Origin of the sequence: Catenovulum sp. SX2 (assembly GCF_052056295.1) — a bacterium.
In the GTDB taxonomy this organism is placed as follows: Bacteria; Pseudomonadota; Gammaproteobacteria; order Enterobacterales; family Alteromonadaceae; genus Catenovulum.
The window spans coordinates 3,522,362-3,541,118 of sequence record NZ_CP182493.1; the positions used below are offsets into that span (position 1 = coordinate 3,522,362).

18 protein-coding genes and 1 riboswitch are annotated in these 18,757 nt (G+C 39.2%); of the genes, 7 read left to right on the top strand and 11 right to left on the bottom strand.

Features of this window, described 5'->3' with window-relative positions:
- Positions 1-176 precede the first annotated feature (176 nt).
- On the bottom strand, positions 177-1,202 hold the full coding sequence (locus tag ACMZOO_RS14790; protein ID WP_440904100.1) for a hypothetical protein: 1,026 nt from the start codon (positions 1,200-1,202) through the stop codon (positions 177-179).
- Positions 1,203-1,391: 189 nt separating this feature from the next.
- A riboswitch (Lysine riboswitch) is annotated at positions 1,392-1,566 on the top strand.
- A 63-nt stretch (positions 1,567-1,629) separates the two neighbouring features.
- Between ACMZOO_RS14790 and lysC the strand changes: the two genes are divergently transcribed.
- Entirely contained in the window at positions 1,630-2,982 is a 1,353-nt protein-coding gene (gene lysC, locus ACMZOO_RS14795) for a lysine-sensitive aspartokinase 3 (protein ID WP_440904101.1), read from the top strand.
- A gap of 34 nt (positions 2,983-3,016) precedes the next feature.
- Here the strand turns inward: lysC and ACMZOO_RS14800 are convergent, their stop codons facing one another.
- Positions 3,017-3,568, bottom strand: a complete 552-nt coding sequence (locus tag ACMZOO_RS14800) for a DUF6702 family protein (RefSeq protein ID WP_016955590.1) — start codon at positions 3,566-3,568, stop codon at positions 3,017-3,019.
- A 216-nt stretch (positions 3,569-3,784) separates the two neighbouring features.
- On the opposite strand from ACMZOO_RS14800, the gene ACMZOO_RS14805 reads away from it, so the two are divergent.
- Entirely contained in the window at positions 3,785-4,636 is an 852-nt protein-coding gene (locus ACMZOO_RS14805) for a 23S rRNA (adenine(2030)-N(6))-methyltransferase RlmJ (RefSeq protein WP_440904102.1), read from the top strand.
- A gap of 2 nt (positions 4,637-4,638) precedes the next feature.
- Here the strand turns inward: ACMZOO_RS14805 and ACMZOO_RS14810 are convergent, their stop codons facing one another.
- Positions 4,639-5,526, bottom strand: a complete 888-nt coding sequence (locus ACMZOO_RS14810) for a LysR family transcriptional regulator (protein ID WP_440904103.1) — start codon at positions 5,524-5,526, stop codon at positions 4,639-4,641.
- Between the two features lie 112 nt (positions 5,527-5,638).
- Between ACMZOO_RS14810 and ACMZOO_RS14815 the strand changes: the two genes are divergently transcribed.
- The 3 genes from ACMZOO_RS14815 (at position 5,639) to asd (ending at position 8,345) form a co-directional block, all read left to right on the top strand.
- Positions 5,639-6,247, top strand: a complete 609-nt coding sequence (locus ACMZOO_RS14815; RefSeq protein ID WP_440904104.1) for an FMN-dependent NADH-azoreductase — start codon at positions 5,639-5,641, stop codon at positions 6,245-6,247.
- 35 nt (positions 6,248-6,282) lie between these two features.
- Positions 6,283-7,131 carry a pirin family protein gene (locus ACMZOO_RS14820; protein WP_440904105.1) on the top strand — a complete coding sequence of 283 codons (849 nt, stop codon included), beginning with the start codon at positions 6,283-6,285 and terminating at the stop codon, positions 7,129-7,131.
- 101 nt (positions 7,132-7,232) lie between these two features.
- Complete coding sequence (gene asd, locus ACMZOO_RS14825; RefSeq protein ID WP_016955595.1) at positions 7,233-8,345, top strand: aspartate-semialdehyde dehydrogenase; 1,113 nt, start codon at positions 7,233-7,235, stop codon at positions 8,343-8,345.
- 99 nt (positions 8,346-8,444) lie between these two features.
- Here asd and ACMZOO_RS14830 read toward each other — a convergent pair whose 3' ends face one another.
- From ACMZOO_RS14830 to ACMZOO_RS14845, 4 genes are all read right to left on the bottom strand, one after another.
- Complete coding sequence (locus tag ACMZOO_RS14830) at positions 8,445-9,581, bottom strand: patatin-like phospholipase family protein (protein ID WP_440904106.1); 1,137 nt, start codon at positions 9,579-9,581, stop codon at positions 8,445-8,447.
- Positions 9,582-9,742: 161 nt separating this feature from the next.
- The gene (gene fldA / locus ACMZOO_RS14835) at positions 9,743-10,264 is read right to left on the bottom strand and encodes a flavodoxin FldA (protein WP_440904107.1); all 522 of its coding nucleotides are present in this window, start codon (positions 10,262-10,264) and stop codon (positions 9,743-9,745) included.
- A gap of 21 nt (positions 10,265-10,285) precedes the next feature.
- The gene (locus ACMZOO_RS14840) at positions 10,286-10,480 is read right to left on the bottom strand and encodes a DUF2788 domain-containing protein (RefSeq protein ID WP_440904108.1); all 195 of its coding nucleotides are present in this window, start codon (positions 10,478-10,480) and stop codon (positions 10,286-10,288) included.
- Positions 10,481-10,548: 68 nt separating this feature from the next.
- Complete coding sequence (locus ACMZOO_RS14845) at positions 10,549-11,322, bottom strand: alpha/beta fold hydrolase (RefSeq protein WP_440904109.1); 774 nt, start codon at positions 11,320-11,322, stop codon at positions 10,549-10,551.
- 276 nt (positions 11,323-11,598) lie between these two features.
- Here ACMZOO_RS14845 and fadR point away from each other — a divergent pair, with 276 nt between their 5' ends.
- Positions 11,599-12,321, top strand: a complete 723-nt coding sequence (gene fadR, locus ACMZOO_RS14850; protein ID WP_440904110.1) for a fatty acid metabolism transcriptional regulator FadR — start codon at positions 11,599-11,601, stop codon at positions 12,319-12,321.
- 132 nt (positions 12,322-12,453) lie between these two features.
- On the opposite strand, the gene ACMZOO_RS14855 is transcribed toward fadR, so the two are convergent.
- The 4 genes from ACMZOO_RS14855 to sodB all read right to left on the bottom strand — a co-directional run bounded on the left by ACMZOO_RS14855 (position 12,454) and on the right by sodB (position 18,071).
- Entirely contained in the window at positions 12,454-13,974 is a 1,521-nt protein-coding gene (locus ACMZOO_RS14855) for a SpoVR family protein (RefSeq protein ID WP_440904111.1), read from the bottom strand.
- A gap of 9 nt (positions 13,975-13,983) precedes the next feature.
- Positions 13,984-15,252, bottom strand: coding sequence for a YeaH/YhbH family protein (locus ACMZOO_RS14860; RefSeq protein ID WP_440904112.1), 1,269 nt, complete (start codon positions 15,250-15,252; stop codon positions 13,984-13,986).
- A gap of 89 nt (positions 15,253-15,341) precedes the next feature.
- Positions 15,342-17,264: a PrkA family serine protein kinase gene (locus tag ACMZOO_RS14865; RefSeq protein ID WP_440904113.1), complete on the bottom strand. Its 1,923-nt coding sequence runs from the start codon at positions 17,262-17,264 to the stop codon at positions 15,342-15,344.
- A gap of 225 nt (positions 17,265-17,489) precedes the next feature.
- On the bottom strand, positions 17,490-18,071 hold the full coding sequence (sodB, locus tag ACMZOO_RS14870; RefSeq protein ID WP_440904114.1) for a superoxide dismutase [Fe]: 582 nt from the start codon (positions 18,069-18,071) through the stop codon (positions 17,490-17,492).
- Positions 18,072-18,339: 268 nt separating this feature from the next.
- On the opposite strand from sodB, the gene ACMZOO_RS14875 reads away from it, so the two are divergent.
- Positions 18,340-18,684, top strand: coding sequence for a Grx4 family monothiol glutaredoxin (locus tag ACMZOO_RS14875; RefSeq protein WP_440904115.1), 345 nt, complete (start codon positions 18,340-18,342; stop codon positions 18,682-18,684).
- The last annotated feature ends 73 nt before the right edge of the window (positions 18,685-18,757 follow it).

Sequence of the window (18,757 nt, forward strand, 5' to 3'; positions counted from 1 at the left end):
AAATCCCTCTTTCCAGATTGTTTAACTTGAGCATACCAACTGACAGGAATAGTGGCTAACACCTCAACCCTCACTACCTCCTGGCGCTATTTCTGTTAGTTGGTTGGTTTTTCCTCTGTTTAATAGATTCAAATAAACAAACTGAAAAGGTTTTAACTAAACTCCAGCTGCTTTTGCTAATCAGCCGAAGGTACGTTCAACGCCAATTTAGCTTGAATATTTTCGATTTCTTCATACTTTTCTGCCGCGAGTCTTTGTGCTTGGTTAAGCTCATGCGCTGTCAGCCTATGTTGAATATCCATCATAGCGGCTTTTGCTTCTGATACACCATATACGTTTGCTAACGACATCCATACATAACTATGTATGATAGATTTTGGCAGGCCTTCACCTTTAATAAACATCATGCCTAAATAAAACATGGCTTTACCATGTGACGCCATAGCCGCTCGTCTAAACCATTTAGCAGCATGAATATAATCGGCATGTTTAGCGTAATATACGCCGGTGGAAAATAATTTTTGTACGTTAACTGGTTCAGAGTCCGTGTGGCTTTTTTGCTGTAATAAGTCGCTGACAACTTGAGTTAATTGATTCAATTGAGCTGCCAGGGAATCTAGGCTGTTCATAAGTTGCTGATTGACATGCTCATCTTGTTCTTGAGCTATAGCCGAAACCGGATTGGTTTTTTCACTTTGGTGCTGGGCAAGCTTATCCATAGTGCGAGTTGATGGCGACGCACTAGAATCCTTAGCTCTGGCTGGCTCTGCATCCAACTCAAAGTCATCTTCTACTAAGTCGATATCATCTAGCTCTATATCATGTAAATCCATTTGTTCAGAACTTGTTTCATCAAGTGCTTGATCATTTAAGTTTGAATCCGTTAAATCTTCTTCAAGTAACTCATCTTCATCTATCAGCAGGTCATCATTAATTAATTGAGTGTCGTCTAAAGATAATTCTTCAGCGCCATCCTGAGTATCTGCGTGCAAATCATCTAATAAATCATCGTCGAGAATTTCATCCAGCTCGTTTAACACTAGGTCATCATCCGATTCTCGCGGCAGGTCTTTGTCTTGATGTTTTACGAAAGATAAATCTTCATCATCAAATATTTCAAGATCGGGTAAATCTTCCCAGTTGTCTGGAACTAAATCTGTGTCTAAGGATAATTCTTCTTCGGTTGATTTGTTTTTTTGCATGCTAACTAACTTAATTTTTCTATTGGTCTGTTATCTGACGTCTATTTAAAAACTTTAGTTTAAATCCGCTAATTAAGAAACATTTAGCTGAGTTTTGCGCTAAAAATATTTTAACCTAGTGTTGATTTTTACAGCAATTTACTATTTAATGCGCGCGCGTCTTACCTAGGAGTAGTGATTACTCCTACCAAGACCGAAAGAGGTGCGTTATTCAGGTAACTAACATTAGAGGACTAAGCCTTGTTTGAATGTTAGCCAGGGGGATATACGCCGAGAAAACTACTTGTCTTAGTGGAAGTATTTTCGGTTAATTTGGTTGAATCCAACTAACTGTCACCTGAATCGGTGGAGAGCTTTCGGCCTAGAATTGAAGCCTTTCTTCATTCCACAGCCTTGCTTTCCCTTTGTTTATTGAAATGGGAAAATCATGAAAAACCTAATTGTTGCCAAATTCGGCGGAACCAGTGTTGCAGACTTTGAAGCTATGTCTCGTTGCGCTGATATTATCTTAGAAGATCAAAATATTCGTGTTGTGTGTGTGTCTGCGCAATCTGGCGTGACCAACAAATTAGTGCGTTTAACCCATATGGATGTTACCGCGCAAGAGCGTGAGTCTATTTTGGCGGAAATTCGTGCAACTGAGTACGCAATCGTTGATAAATTAGGTAAGCCAGAGTGGGTCACTTTAGCTTTAGATAACTTGTTGGCAGAATTAAAAGAGGTTGCTTATTCGGATAACCTAGTTGGCTCTATGCGTTTGAAAGACCAAATTCAATCGTTTGGTGAACAAATGTCTTCTTTATTATTTGCTGAAGTATTACGCCAACGTGGTGCTCATGCAGTTAACTTTGATATTCGCCAAGTCTTAAAAACCGATAGCAACTTTGGTAAAGCTGAACCAGATGTAGAACAAACACGTGTGCAAGCTGAGAAGTTAATTGCACCCGAGTTAGAAGGCACAGTATTTGTAACTCAAGGTTTTATTGGTTCGGATAGCCAAGGTAATACAACCACTTTAGGCCGTGGTGGGAGTGATTATTCTGCGGCGTTAGTGGCTGAAGCATTAGAAGCCGAAACTTTACAAATTTGGACTGACGTAACAGGTATTTATACAACAGATCCACGTTTAACTGCACAAGCGCGCCCAATTCCTGAATTGAGCTTTGACGAAGCGGCTGAAATGGCGACCTTTGGTGCGAAAATTTTACACCCAGCAACTTTAATTCCTGCTGTGCGTAAAGGCACAGGTGTATTTGTTGGTAGTAGCCGCGAACCAAAAGCGGGTGGTACTTGGATCCGCAACAAAGCTGAAAATAAACCACCATATAGAGCCATCGCGTTACGTCGTGACCAAATTTTATTAACAGTTAAAAGCCCTAAAATGTTATTTGCGACCGGCTTTTTGGCTAAAGTATTTGGTATTTTAGCTCAGCATAAGATCAGCGTTGATTTAATCACAACATCTGAGATCTCTGTTGCTATCACCATTGATAATCCAAATAATACAACTACGCGTGGTATTAAACAGGAAGTATTAGATGAGTTAGCTGAATTCTGTGAGGTGAGTGTAGAAGATAACTTGTCGTTAGTGGCCGTTATCGGTAACCATTTACAAGCAAATTCAGGTGTGGGTGGTAAATTGATTGCCGCGTTAGAAAACTATAATTTACGTATGATTTGCCAAGGTGCAAGTCCACATAATTTCTGCTTCTTAACCCAGTCTGATGACGCTGCTAAAGTGGTAGAACATTTACATGAAGAGTTGTTTGACGCTATCTAACCTCAGCTAGATACAAATTAATAAGGCCTAAACCTTAGGCCTTGTTGGTATCTTGCAACGAAAATGTGTGTAAATTCTCTAAACTTTTTTCATCTTTTTGCCAAACAATTAATGGCTCATCTACTGCACTAGTAAATGTATAACTATTGTCACGTACTTGTACTTTGTTAACTTGTTCATCATTAGAGTGGAATAATACTCGGTTGTTAATGCTCAAAGTATTGGCATTGTCTAATGGAGCTTCCAAGTTAAATACGACAGTATCGCCTTCGATATTAGTTGACTTAATTGCTAAATTAACTGGTTGACCGTCTTCTTTGGTCACTGGCAGATACTCTTGGAAATAATAGTCAATATACGACTGGTATTCCGCAGGCTTTGACAGGTCTATAGCCGATATATGTTCAGCCTCTTGTAGATCTTGTTCGATCATTTTGCGGTTTACTTTTAACGCAAGTTTTACTGTGTCGTCATCAACAGACAACTCAGATGAACTATTGGTTGCGCTTTCATCCGCTTGACTATTAAAAGGCAGCAAAAACATCAAGGCAAGACTACCTAATACTTTGTTTGATGTAAGCTTCATAACTAAATCACCTTGAGAACTCATAATTGTTATTTAATTGTTTCTAATTTGTATTATTTATAGATGTTAATCAAGTGTAAAAGTTCAATTTATTCTTAACTTTTTTTATTTTTTGTAAACATTTTTTGTCAAAGGCCTATTTTTAAAGGATTTTCCTGTTAAAATTCAATAATTAACGTTATCTTTTACCCTAAACGTCATTTTAGAAATATCTTTATGTTAAGTTACCGCCACAGCTTTCATGCAGGCAATCATGCTGATGTCATCAAACACATTACCTTGATAGCTGTTATTGAAAAACTCAAGCAAAAGAATAAACCTTTTGTTTACATCGACACCCATTCTGGGCGTGGATTATACGATTTATCTAGCGCTGAAGCACGCAAAACTGCTGAGTTTGAGCAGGGAATTCAGCGTTTGCTGGATAATTCAGCAGGTTGTGAACAGATTGTAACCGACTATTGTGAATATGTTGGTCAATATATCAATCAAACACCAGCTTGTTACCCTGGATCGCCCAAAATCGCTTGTGACTTTTTGCGTGAGCAAGATAAATGTATCTTCATGGAATTACATAGTGATGAAATTTCTAAACTCAAGGGTAATTTTTACAAAGATGAGCGAGTCGCTATTCACAATCGCGATGGTTTTGAAGGATTAAACGCATGCATGCCACCAGAGCCAGCGCGGGGTTTAGTCTTGATAGATCCTGCTTACGAAGTTAAACAAGATTATGCCGATGCAGTGAAAGCATTGCAGCAGTCAATCAAAAAATGGCCACATGGGATCTTTTTGCTTTGGTATCCAATTTTAGCCGCACAAAGAGATAGAAGCCGTGATTTGAAAAAGAAAGTTGCCAATTTACCAATCAGTAATCTGTTATCTATAGAGCTCGCCGTTGAGCAACAGCAACAAGAGTTTGGTATGTTTGGCTCTGGGATGTTAGTGATTAATGCACCATACCAGTTAGATAAAATTATGCAGCCGGTGGTAAGGCAACTAGCGCAAAAATTGGCGCAAGATGACAAAGCCTTTGCTAAAGTAGAATGGCTGATTGAGCCTGCTTAAAATTAACTTAGCGGCAATGCTTTCAAATGCTGGTAGAGAGCTTTGGCCGCTGGTCCTGCATTCTCACCTTCTGCCAGAATAAGGTAGAGGGTGATCACTTGATTATTATCCAGCTGTAGTGGTACTTGTTTTAATTCACCACTCTCTAGTTCCTGTCGAATAAACCTTTCTGGGATAGACGCAAAACCAACTTGATTTTTAACAGCATCAATTAACGACGAAAATGAGCTTACTGTCCATCTTTGCTCTGCACCTAACCATCCTGCGTCTTGATTGCGTTTAATGCCGGAGTCACGCACGACAATCTGGCGGTGTTGACGCAACTCGTTTTCCGTTAGCACTTGTTGTTTTGCGAATATTGCATGTTTTGGATGCGCGACAATCAGTTTTTTCGCCGAACCAATTGGTGTGCCCATAAAACCTTGCGGAATGCGTGCTACATAGGCCAATTGCGCTTTTTTCTCGAACAAAGCTTCGTCAGTTGCTGATAATGTTGTTTCTAAAATTCGCAAACGAGTTTGTGGATATTGGTTGGAAAAGCTTGCAAGTTTATTCAGGACTTCTGGTACATAAATCAAAGCGTCTACTGCAATAGTTAGTTCCGCTTCCCAACCAGCGGATAAATAGTGTGCGCTGGTTTCAATATCATTGGCTGTTTCCAACAGGCAGTAGGCTTTTCGCAACAAAACTTTACCTTGTTCAGTTAATTCTGCTTTACGTCCTTTGAGTGTGATAGCGTCAACTGGTAAAGAATCATTTAACCGTTTTATGTTGTAGCTAATACTCGACTGGCTTTTGTTTAACCGCTCTGCTGCTGCTGCGAAACTCTGCTCTTCATGCACAGCAATCAAGGTTGCCCATTGTTCAAGTGTCGTTTTAGGTAGTTTCATTTAATACATTTAAAAAGTTGATGTATTTAACCAGTATTTTAGCGATTTAGGTCAATAAAGTGAATGTATTATTAGTCTTAGTTAAGAAAAACATTTAAAAGGCAGGTGACTTATGGCTAACAAAATTTTACGTATTAACAGCAGTTTATTTGGTAACAATGGGGCTTCAACGCAGATTATTGATAATTTAGTTGAGCAATTATCTGCAAAGTTAACTCATGTTGAAGTGATTACTCGAGACTTTTCGACTCAAGCTATTCCGCATGTTGATGGTGAGTGGATAGGGGCTTTGATGACCCCAGAGCAAGACAAGAGTGATGAGCAAATTGCTAAAACACAATTCTCAGACAAATTAATTGCCGAGGTGAAAGAGGCTGACTATCTTGTAATTGCCGCACCTATGTACAACTTTAACGTGCCTTCTATGCTTAAAGCTTGGTTTGACCATTTAGCTAGAGCAGGTGTGACCTTTAAGTATACAGAAAATGGCCCTGTTGGTTTAATGGCAGATAAACCAGTGTTTGTTGTGACAACTCGTGGTGGTATGCACAAAGACACATCTCGCGATACCGAAGTGCAGTTTATTCGAACCTTTTTAAACTTTATTGGGTTAACCCAAATAGAGTTCATTTATGCTGAAGGTTTGAATATGCAAGACAATAAAGAAAAAGCCTTGGTTGAAGCTGAGCAACAAGTTAAACAAGCTGTTGCGACAGTTTAATTAACTGTCTGGTTTGTAAAATTTTAGGAGCGGAGATGAGAAATATAGTTGAAGTAATACCAGCTCGGCCAACTTCTGATGGCGCTGGGGTTAAACTCAAACGCGTGTTTGGTGGACGAGGGCTAGAGCGCTTCGATCCATTTTTAATGTTAGATGAATTTGGCTCGGATGAATCTGCCGACTATATCGCGGGTTTTCCGCCGCACCCGCATCGAGGGTTTGAAACCATAACTTACATGCTTAACGGCAAAATGGAGCATCAAGATCATCTGGGTAATGTCGGTTTAATCGAAGATGGTGGCGTGCAATGGATGCGCGCTGGCAAAGGCGTGATTCACTCGGAAATGCCTAAACAAACCTCGGGATTATTGAACGGTTTTCAACTTTGGTTGAATTTGCCAGCCAAAGAAAAATTAACCCCGGCACAATATACGGATTTTCCGGCGAGTCATTTTTCGACGACTCAGGTTGAGGGCGCATCCGTCAAAGCATTAGCCGGAGAATTTAAACTGAATAATCAGACGATAATAGGCGCAATCAGTCATCCTGTGACTCAACCTGTTATCGCTGACATCAGTTTAGTTGCCAACAGCCAACATATATTAAACCTTGCCGCTGAGTATAATCTAATGCTGTATGTGTTTGAGGGCGTTGTTGAGTTTAGTCATCCAGCACAGAATGTTAGGGTGGCTGCAGGCAAACTTGCGCGTTTTTCTGCTGGCGATTCAATTGAATTTCAAGCGGCAGAAAATAGCCGAGTTTTGTTAATTGCAGGTTTACCTTTGAATGAGCCAGTGGTGCAGTATGGCCCTTTTGTTATGAATACTCAGCATGAGATAAATCAGGCAATTATCGACTATCAGAATGGCGTACTCACTGACTAAAATATTGACGATAACATAATGTTTACTAGCTAAAAGCGGCTATTTTATGTATGATCGCGCTTTAATTTTTTACTCTTTCAATTCATAGAGGATAAGTTTTCATGAAGAAAGTTGGTCTAGTCGGTTGGCGTGGCATGGTAGGTTCTGTTTTGATGAACCGCATGGTCGAAGAGCAAGACTTTGATTTAATCGAACCTGTATTTTTTACAACATCTCAAGCTGGTAAAGCAGCACCAAATTTTGGTAAAGATGCGGGTGTTTTGTTAGACGCAACTGATATTGAAGAGTTAAAGAAAATGGATGTAGTGATTACCTGTCAAGGTGGTGACTACACTAAAGCTGTTTATCCTAAACTGCGTCAAGCAGGTTGGAATGGTTATTGGATTGATGCTGCGTCTTCATTGCGTATGGATGACGAAGCTATCATCATTTTAGATCCAGTTAACCAAAACGTGATTAAAGACGGTATCAGCAAAGGTGTTAAAACTTTTGTTGGTGGTAACTGTACTGTATCGCTAATGATGATGGGCTTAGGTGGCTTATTTGAAAACAAAGCGATTGATTGGATCACATCCATGACTTATCAAGCTGCTTCTGGTGGCGGTGCTAAACACATGCGCGAGCTATTAGCTGGCATGGGCGTGTTAAACCAATCTGTTGCAGCAGAGCTTGCTGATCCTGCAAGTGCAATTTTAGAAATTGATCGCAAAGTAACTGCGCAATTAAACGACCAAGGGTTCCCAAGTGAAAACTTTATTGTTCCGTTAGCGGGCAGCTTAATTCCTTGGATTGATAGTGACTTAGGTAACGGTCAAAGCCGTGAAGAATGGAAAGGTGGTGCTGAAACCAACAAGATTTTAGGCCATTCAGGTATTCAGATTCCAGTAGAGGGCATCTGTGTGCGTATTGGTACTATGCGTTGTCACAGCCAAGCATTCACTATAAAGTTGAACAAAGATATCCCATTAGATGAAATTAGCGATATGTTAGCTAGCCACAATCAATGGGCTAAAGTTGTACCGAACGACAAAGAAAGTACCATCAACCAATTAACGCCAGCTAAAGTAACTGGTACTTTAGATGTACCAGTTGGTCGTTTACGTAAGTTAGCTATGGGCGGTGAGTACTTGTCTGCTTTCTCTGTTGGTGACCAATTATTATGGGGTGCTGCAGAGCCTTTACGTCGTATGTTACGTATTTTATTAGAAGATTAATTTTCTAATTCAGCTTGGATATCAAGCGCTTTGTTTTTTCACAAAGCGCTTATCCTCTCAAACATTTATCCTTCAATCGTTTTACGCCGTTAGTTTTCTTTACAGCTGTAAAAAATTCTTAATTTCATCCATTTTCGCTTGTGCGTCTTGAAAACCTAATTCAATCAGTTCTTGGCAATACGCTTGTTCAAATAATAAGTAACTGATTAAACTCGAATTAATCGCAGTATTATTGTTAATACCTAATATTTTGAGAATGCTCCGAATAGAAAATGGCATGCTGTTGTAATGACGTGCTGCAATTTCATTAAAGTTTTTCGACGGATTAAGCTGCATGACAGAGATAGGTTTTAACCCACATTTTTTGCGTGATTCAGTGGGAATAAAATGCAGAGTTTGATTAATTCTTTGCATGCGCTCTATGTCTGATGTGAGAGCTTCAGTAAATATAGTGTCTAGCAGGTGGCCAATAATAGCACCACCAGTTGGCGGCATAGCGACTTCGTCTTGGTAACTAAAACGGTTTTTTGGTTGCTCCATACCAATAATAAATATTTTATCTGCACCCAAATGAATTGACGGGCTGAGTGGTGCAAGTTGGTGAATAGAGCCGTCACCAAAATACTCGCCATGTAGTTCAACCGATGGAAAAACCATAGGAATAGCTGACGAGGCCATTAAGTGCTCTATTTTTATTGGGCTATGAATACCACGGCGTTTGGCTCTTATCCAAGGTTCAATATTATCTTTTGATTGAAATAAACACACTGAGTCGCCGCTGTGGTATGACGAAGCTGTAATGGCCAAAGCTCTTAATTGGTCTCTGTCTATATTGCGTTGAATGCGCTCTAAATCTAATAAACGAGTTAATAAGGCTTGTAACGGCGAATTATCAAACCAGCTGATGGTTTGTTTCAGTGTGGGGTGTTCATTACGGGATGTTAGGTTCTTGACGACGTTACGGTATAAAGTAGAAAAATTACTGGTATAGACCATTTCGGTACGGAAATTTTTCCATACCCACTCAAGTTTTTTCACCCCCAAATGAAAACAAGGAGCGTAACAAGCCAATGCAGTAGCATTTATTGCTCCTGCGGATGTTCCTGTTATAACTGGGAATGGCGTGCAATGTGTTCTGGGTACTTCACCTGCAATCGCTTTAAGTACACCAACTTGATATGCAGCTCTAGCACCTCCACCAAGCAACAACAAACTAAAGCGGGATCTATCTGCCATATGCACCTGTCATTATTATGTAATAAATATAAGTATATACGCAATTATGTCTGTGGGTACAGTCAGGTCAATATGAATTAAAATGTTTTGAAGGGAAGTTTGTTTGAAGGAAGAAACACAGGGTATTGTTTTTAAAACAATACCCTAGAGAGTTTTTAATTTTACAATTCTGACAAATACATTTCGTCTTTAATCTGTTTACACCAAGCTTTAACACGCTCTTCGGTTAATTCAGGTTGACGGTCTTCATCAATACCTAAACCGATAAAATGGTCGTCGTCTGCTAAGCCTTTTGATGCTTCAAAATCATAACCATCGGTCGACCAGTGACCAACAATAGTTGCGCCTTTACGCTCAACTATGTCACGTACCATGCCCATAGCATCAAGGAAGTATTCAGCATAATCTTCTTGGTCGCCACAGCCAAAGATAGCAACTATTTTGTCATTGAAGTCAATTTCTTCAAGGTCTGGGAAAAAGTCATCCCAGTCACATTGCGCTTCGCCGTAATACCAAGTTGGAATGCCAAATAATAAGAAATCAAATGCTTCAATTTCTTCTTTAGTTGATTTAGCGATATCGTGAACCGCTACAATGTCTTTACCCAATTCTTTTTGGATCATTTTGGCAACGGCCTCAGTATTACCTGTGTCACTACCAAAAAATAAACCAACAACTGCCATGCTAATCTCTCTCTACAAATCTTAAAAAAATACTTGTATTAAACCTTTAACCAGAAAACCCGCACATCCTAAAAACAGCACCAACCAAACCATAATTTTACCAAACAAAGGTACATCACCGGTTTGTAAAACATCTTTAATTGCGAGCCCAATCAGTAAAAATAGACCTGAAATACCTAGGTAAAAACTTAAAGTTTCAAATTGCTCGAATGTCATAAGATAGGCTGTTTTTAATCGGTTAACTGAGAATCATTTTTAGTGGCCGAACTATACCATAAAAATTATTAACACTCTTGTTTTTGCAGAAAATCAGCGACAATTTTATTAAAAATATTCGGCTTTTCTGCGTGGATCCAGTGGCCAGTGCCTTGAATCACTTTTACTTGTGCTTTGGGAAAACGCTGCAAAATGTCATTTTGATGCTCAGCGGTAATATAATCTGAATCCATACCTTTAATAAACAAAGTCGCCCCCTGATAGGCTTGACCAATATTTTGTGGGAAAGCTGCTATATCTGGATAAGCCTTTTGCAGCACAGGCAAGTTCATTTTCCATTGCCAGCTATCGCCATTCCTTTGCAGATTTTTTGCTAAAAATTGGCTGATTCCCATGCTGTTTATTTTTTGGTTGAGCTGACTTACAGCTTGATTACGGCTTGTTAGTTGGGGCAAATTCAGCTCAGTCAGTGCATCAAAAACATCTTGATGGCGGTTAGGGTAGGTCACGGGTGAGATATCTTCTACTATTAGACTTGCTACTTTTTTTGGATTCAGTAGCGCAAATGTCATTGCTGCTTTGCCACCCATTGAATGGCCAAACAAATGACACTTATCAATGTTTAATGCTGCTAGCGTGTCTGTTAGATCCCTAGCCATGTCTAAGTAGCTGTGACTAGGGCTATGTGCGGAAGCCCCATGATTAGGTAAATCTATATTGGTAACGAGAAAAAATTCCGATAAGTACTTGGCCAATTGAGCTAAATTGTCTGAACTACCGAATAATCCGTGTAATAACACTAGGTTATTACCAGCACCTGCTTGGGTATAATTTAATAACATAGAGAAAACTAAATAAGGCAATTTTTGTTATGTTAACATGACAAAGTTGCAATTAGGCTATTTCGACCAATGAGAAAATTTTATAATGGTCATACAAGAATTGGGCTAGATTATTGCGTATTTTACTGATAAAACTGCTGGCTGAAATGTAACAGGGAAATTCTGTAATTAAATGAGCGAGAGGTTAGACCTGTCGGTTATCTTTGCTACACTTTTTAAAACAAGCGCGGTTGAACGTTCGACGAAATGCAGCATTAATTCGGTTGGGGAAGACATATGTACATCAAGGCTCAGAGTCCTGCAGCGTTTGCAGAGGCGTATTTAGTTGAATCTATTTGGAATGGCAAATACGCACCTGGCACTATTTTGCCAGCAGAGCGTGAATTATCTGAAGAAATTGGCGTAACCCGTACAACTTTACGTGAAGTTTTACAAAGATTAGCCCGAGATGGCTGGTTAACTATTCAGCATGGTAAATCAACTAAAGTGAATGATGTTTGGTATACCTCAGGACTCAATATTCTAGAAACTGTGGTTCGTTTGGATACTCAGAATGCCGACAAACTCGTTGATAATCTGTTATCTGCGCGCACAAATGTTGCAACCATTTATGCTCGTGCATCAATTAAAAATAATCCTCAGCAAGTATTAGACTTTTTGGCTGATTTGGAGCAAGTTGATGATACAGGTGAGGCGTATTCAGAATACGATTACAAATTCCATCACGCGTTAGCAATGGCTTCGAATAATCTTATCTATGTGCTGATTATCAATGGCTTTAAAACACTCTATGATAAATTAGGTGTGTTTTATTTCTCTCATGCCGAAGCGCGAAGCTTAGCTAAAACTTTTTATCAAGATTTTAAATTACTGGCAGAGCAAGGTGATTTTAACGCGGCTCCTGAGTTAATTCGTCGTTATGGGGTCAATTCAGGTGAGATTTTTCAACAATACCGAGACAATATGCCAACATTGGCTGAATCTGTCGTGGTTAAATAATCCTCAGCATGTTTTTGGAAACTTGAACTTTGGGTAATCCAAACTTCCCTTATTGATTATTCACAATTCAGCTTAAGTACCACAAACACCAGCGATAAGCTGGTGTTTGGGTGCTAGATTCACTTGCTGGCTTTAATCAATTTCAACTTTTTTACTAACCCCAGGGCAGCGCTCTAAGATCACAACTGAGCCGTCGGCTTTTTCTTCTTCAAGCTTAACGTCAAATTGCCATAGCTGATAGAGATGTTTCAATACTTCAGCGCTACTATCAGCTAGTGGTATTCTGTGGTGTGGTTTATATCTTAAGGTTAAAGAGCGGTCGCCGCTTACATCCACACTATGTACTTGAATATCTGGTTCTAGGTTACTCAAATTATATTGGCGTGATAAAGATTCACGTAAATCTCGATAACCTTGTTCATTATGAATCGACTCCACATTTATGTAGTTTTGTTGATCGTCATCTTTAATATGAAATAGCTTGAGATCTCGCATGACCTTGGGCGATAAGAACTGCGAAATAAAACTCTCATCTTTAAAATTTTCCATCGCAAAATGTAAAGTTTCTAACCAATCTGAACCTGCAATATCTGGAAACCAACGTTTATCTTCTTCGGTTGGCTCTTCGCATATACGGCGAATATCCACCATCATATTAAAACCCAAGGCATACGGGTTTATGCCTGAATAATAATTACTATTGTATGGCGGTTGGTATACTACGTTGGTATGGCTGTGTAAAAACTCCAGCATAAATCTATCAGTGACTAAACCTTCGTCGTACAAGTGATTGAGTATGGTGTAGTGCCAAAACGTTGCCCAACCTTCGTTCATTACTTGGGTTTGTTTTTGTGGATAAAAATACTGGGATATTTTACGCACAATGCGCACAATTTCACGCTGCCATGGTTCAAGCATGGGGGCGTTTTTCTCAATAAAGTACAACAAGTTTTCTTGTGGTTCTTTGGGAAAACGAATTTTCTTTTGTTCTGACTCAACTGATTTTTTTGGAATGGTCCGCCACAAATCATTCACTTGTGATTGCAAATAAGCTTCTCGCTCTTTTTGTCTTCTTTGTTCTTCGTGAATCGAAATTTTTTGTGGGCGTTTATATCTGTCTACCCCAAAATTCATGAGTGCGTGGCAAGCATCAACGGTTTTTTCTACCTTATCTATGCCGTACTTTTCTTCACACTCTGAAATATAGTTCTTGGCAAATAACAAATAATCAATGATTGAGCTGGCATCCGTCCAAGTGGTAAACAGATAGTTGTTTTTGAAAAAGGAATTATGCCCATAACAAGCATGTGCCATAACCAGTGCTTGCATGGTTATGGTGTTTTCTTCCATTAAATACGAGATACATGGGTCTGAGTTTATGACTATTTCATAAGCCAACCCCATGTGACCACGTTTGTAGTTTTGCTGCGTTTGAATGAATTTTTTGCCATACGACCAGTGGGTATAACCAATTGGCATACCAACACTCGAATAAGCATCCATCATTTGTTCAGCAGTAATAATTTCAATTTGGTTAGGGTAGGTGGTTAGTTTGTAATGTTCTGCCACCCGTTTAATTTCAACATGATATTCTTCTAACAGTTCAAAGGTCCAATCTGGCCCATCACTCAAAGGTTTTTTTGCTTTTGCCATAAACTCACCTTATTTGACCTGTTTTTTGAAAAGCTCTCTAAACACTGGGTAAATATCTGAAACTTCGCGAATATGCTGAATGGCGAAGTTCTCGTGTTCGGCTGCTAATTGTTCATATTCACGCCACAAACTCTGGTGGTTGCGCGCAGTAATTTCGATATAGGCATAATAACGAACAAAAGGAATAATTTTGTTGTGTAGTAGCTCCTTACATAATGGCGAATCGTCTGCCCAATTATCACCATCAGATGCTTGTGCTGCGTATATGTTCCACTCATGTGGTGAGTAGCGGTCGGCAACTATTTCTTGCATTAGCTTTATCGCACTCGAAACTATAGTACCGCCGGTTTCTTGCGAGTAGAAAAACTCCTGCTCATCCACTTCTTTTGCTTGGGTGTGGTGGCGAATATAAACCACTTCAACGTTTTTATAAGTTCGAGTTAAAAAGAGATACAACAAAATATAAAAACGTTTGGCCATGTCTTTAGTGGCTTGATCCATAGAGCCAGATACATCCATTAAACAAAACATCACAGCTTTGCTAGTTGGTTTTGGTTGTTTTTCGTAATTTTTGTAGCGCAAATCAAACTCGTCGATAAAAGGGACTTTTTTGATACGAGCTTTTATTTCTTCTATTTCTTGTTCAAGAATTTGAATGTCAGCTTGGTTTTCTTCAGGTGCTTGTAACAATAATTCTAGCTGTTGCTGTGCAGCTTTTAATTGTTTCTTGTGTTTGCCAGCCATTGCAGTGCGGCGAGCTAACGAGTTTTTTAACGAGCGCACAATATCAATGCTAGACGGATTACCGTCTGCTTTAAAACCAGCGCGAACCGTTTTGTACTCTGTCACTTTGGCGAGTTGATTCTTTTTTAAGTTAGGCAACTCCAAATCTTCAAACAGAATATCTAGGTATTCGTCTTTAGATATTTGGAAAACAAACTCGTCTTCGCCTTCACCATCTTGACTTGCTTGGCCTTCACCTGCGCCACCACCTTGCCCAGAAGGCGGACGTTTTATTTGGTCACCTGGTTTAAATTGGTCGTTTCCTGGATGCACCATATCTCTATCTCCACCTTTACCTTGGTGGAATAAAGGTTCTGATACATCTCTTTTTGGAATGCTGACACTTTCGCCTGATTCAATATCGGTAACACTGCGCTTATTTATTGCATCCGATACGGCTTCTTTTATCTGCTGATTGTATCGGCGCAGGAAACGGCGACGGTTTACTGTGCTTTTATTTTTTGCGTTTAGACGTCTGTCGATAAAATTCGCCATACAATCCTCACTACTTAACTTGTCTGCTATAGGTTGAGATTGGTTAAACCTAGCGACTAGGTTTAACCCAATACTGATCTACACCTAAATTATGATGATTTACGTACACGCAAATACCATTCAGACAATAATCTAACTTGTTTACGCGTATAACCTTTTTCCATCATACGGGCGACAAAGTCATCATGTTTTTTCTGATCTTCAGATGAAGTTTTAGCATTAAATGAAATTACAGGTAATAACTCCTCTGTGTTTGAGAACATTTTTTTCTCAATAACGGTTCTAAGTTTTTCGTAACTTGTCCAGCTCGGGTTTTTACCTGAGTGTTTAGCTCGAGCACGTAATACGAAGTTAACGATTTCGTTGCGGAAATCTTTGGGATTACTGATACCAGCTGGTTTTTCAATTTTCTCCAATTCGTTATTTAGCGCGCTACGGTCAAATAGTTGGCCTGTTTCTGGATCTCGATACTCTTGGTCTTGGATCCAAAAATCAGCATAAGTCACATAGCGGTCAAAGATGTTTTGCCCGTACTCAGAGTATGATTCTAAATATGCGGTTTGAATTTCTTTGCCAATAAACTCTATGTATTTAGGAACCAAATAGCCTTTTAAAAACTCTAGGTATTGTTCTGCTAAATCGGCTGGGAACTGCTCACGTTCAATTTGTTGCTCCAACACATAAAATAAATGTACTGGGTTGGCGGCAACTTCACTGTGATCAAAATTAAATACCCGCGAGAGTATTTTGAAGGCAAAGCGGGTGGATAAGCCGTTCATGCCTTCATCAACACCGGCAAAGTCGCGGTATTCTTGATAAGATTTAGCTTTTGGATCTGTGTCTTTTAAGCTTTCACCATCGTATACACGCATCTTCGAATAAATACTCGAATTCTCTGGTGCTTTGACCCGAGATAACACGGAAAATTGTGCCAAAGTTTCTAACGTACCGGGCGCACATTGTGCTGAGGCTAATTCGCTGCTTTCAATTAATTTGGTATAAATTTTAATCTCTTCAGAAACACGCAAACAATAAGGTACTTTGACTATGTATACCCTGTCTAAAAATGCTTCATTGTTTTTATTGTTTCTAAATGATTGCCATTCTGATTCATTCGAGTGGGCAAGAATAATACCGTCAAACGGCAGAGCCGACATACCTTCAGTTGGATTGTAGTTGCCTTCTTGCGTGGCTGTTAACAATGGATGTAGCACTTTGATCGGTGCTTTAAACATCTCAACAAATTCCATCACACCTTGATTCGCTCGGCATAAAGCACCTGAGTAACTGTAAGCGTCTGGATCGTGTTGGGCATATTCATCTAAGCGACGAATATCTACTTTACCCACTAGTGCGGAAATATCTTGGTTGTTGTCATCACCTGGCTCGGTTTTAGCAACTGCTCTTTGGTCAAGCACAGAAGGATAAACTTTCACTACTTTAAATTGTGAGATATCACCATTAAATTCGTGTAGGCGTTTACGTGCCCAAGGTGACATTATGGTTTTAATGTAGCGCTGTGGGATCTTGTATTCTTTTTCTAACAGTTCGCCGTCTTCATTTACGTCAAACAAACAAAGCGGGTGGTCATTAACTGGTGAACCTTTAATCACATAAATTGGACACTTTTCAACTAAACTTTTAATTTTTTCGGCTAGCGAGCTTTTACCACCACCAACCGGGCCTAACAAATAGAGTATTTGTTTTTTCTCTTCTAAGCCCTGAGCGGCATGACGCAAGTAAGAAACTATTTGTTCAATAGCTTCTTCCATACCATAGAATTCAGAGAAGGCTGGATAGCGGGCGATTACTCGGTTGGAGAAAATTCGACTTAACCTTGGAATTTGTGACGTATCAACCATTTCTGGTTCACCAATAGCCATTAACAAACGCTCAGCCGCGTTGGCGTAAGCTGTCTTATCTGTTTTGCAAAGTTCAAGAAATTCTTGAATAGAATATTCTTCTTCTTGCTTAAGTTCGTACCTTTGTTTGTAGTGCTCAAAAATACCCATAAAGGCCTCCAGCATAGTGTCGCGAAACAAGATTAAGGAAATTAGAAAGCTTGCTAACTTAAATTAAGCTTAGACCTAGTTTTGAAGTAACTACAAGAAAATAAAGTAAAAAAATGTGATTGACTTATCGAAAATGCTGTGGCTGAAAAAACAGTTAAAAAGGGCGGAATTATAAGGGGTTTAAAAGCAAAGCACGGGTGTGCTTTGCTTATCGGAAAGTTGAAATTAACCTAAGTTCTTTTCAACGAATTCCCAGTTTACTAACGCCCAGAAACCTTCTAAATAGTTAGGACGAACGTTACGGTAATCAATGTAATAAGCGTGTTCCCACAAGTCTACAGTTAGTAGTGGAGTAACACCTGCTTCAGTTAAAGGCGTGCCAGCGTTAGAAGTATTAACGATAGCTAATGAGCCGTCTGCGTTTTTAACTAACCAAGTCCAGCTTGAACCAAAGTTGTTAACTGCTTTGTCGTTTAATTGCGCTTTAAACTCAGCAAATGAACCGAAAGCTGCATTGATTGCGTCAGCAACTTTACCGGTAGGCTCACCACCGCCATTTGGGCTTAAACAGTTCCAGTAGAAAGTATGGTTCCAGATTTGCGCTGCATTGTTGAAAATACCACCTTCAGAAGTCTTAACGATTTCTTCTAAAGATTTGTTTGCTAACTCAGTACCTTCAACTAAACCATTTAATTTAGTTACATAAGTTTGGTGATGTTTACCATAGTGGTATTCAATTGTTTCAGCAGAAATATGCGGCTCTAATGCGTCTTTTGCGTAAGGCAATGCTGGTAATTCAAATGCCATAGTCTTTTTCTCCGTTTGGCTCTAGTAATAAACAAGCGTGTTGTTCAATAAAAACCCACAAGATAAAACCTTATATTTTATAGGGAATTATCATACTTTTTATTGTGAAGATAAAGGTAAGGTCTTATTGGTTAATTCTCAAGTGCTAATCGCAAATCAGGGCAACAATTTTCAACATTTGTTTAGTGAATTAGAGATAGCACTAGGGGGTTGAGTTATTTTTCGCTACAATATCGCCATCTAGTTTAACTAAATTGGTAACAGCTTTATGGAAACAATCGAAAAAATTAAAACACAAATTGGTGAAAACCCTATCTTAATTTATATGAAAGGTAGCCCTAAATTACCGAGTTGTGGTTTTTCTGCTCAAGCATCTCAAGCATTGATGAATTGTGGTGAACCTTTTGCTTATGTTGATATTTTACAAAACCCAGACATTCGTGCTGAGCTACCTAAGTATGCAAATTGGCCGACTTTCCCACAACTTTGGGTTGAAGGTGAGTTAATTGGTGGTTGTGACATTATTTTAGAAATGTTCCAAAAAGGCGAATTGCAGCCATTGATCAAAGAAACTGCGGCAAAACATAAAAAAGACGATTCAGCTGCTGAATAAGCTTCTTATTAGTGTTCAATCTGTTCGGAACTGATCCGAGCAGATTGCTTTTAAGCTCATTTCCACACTTTTT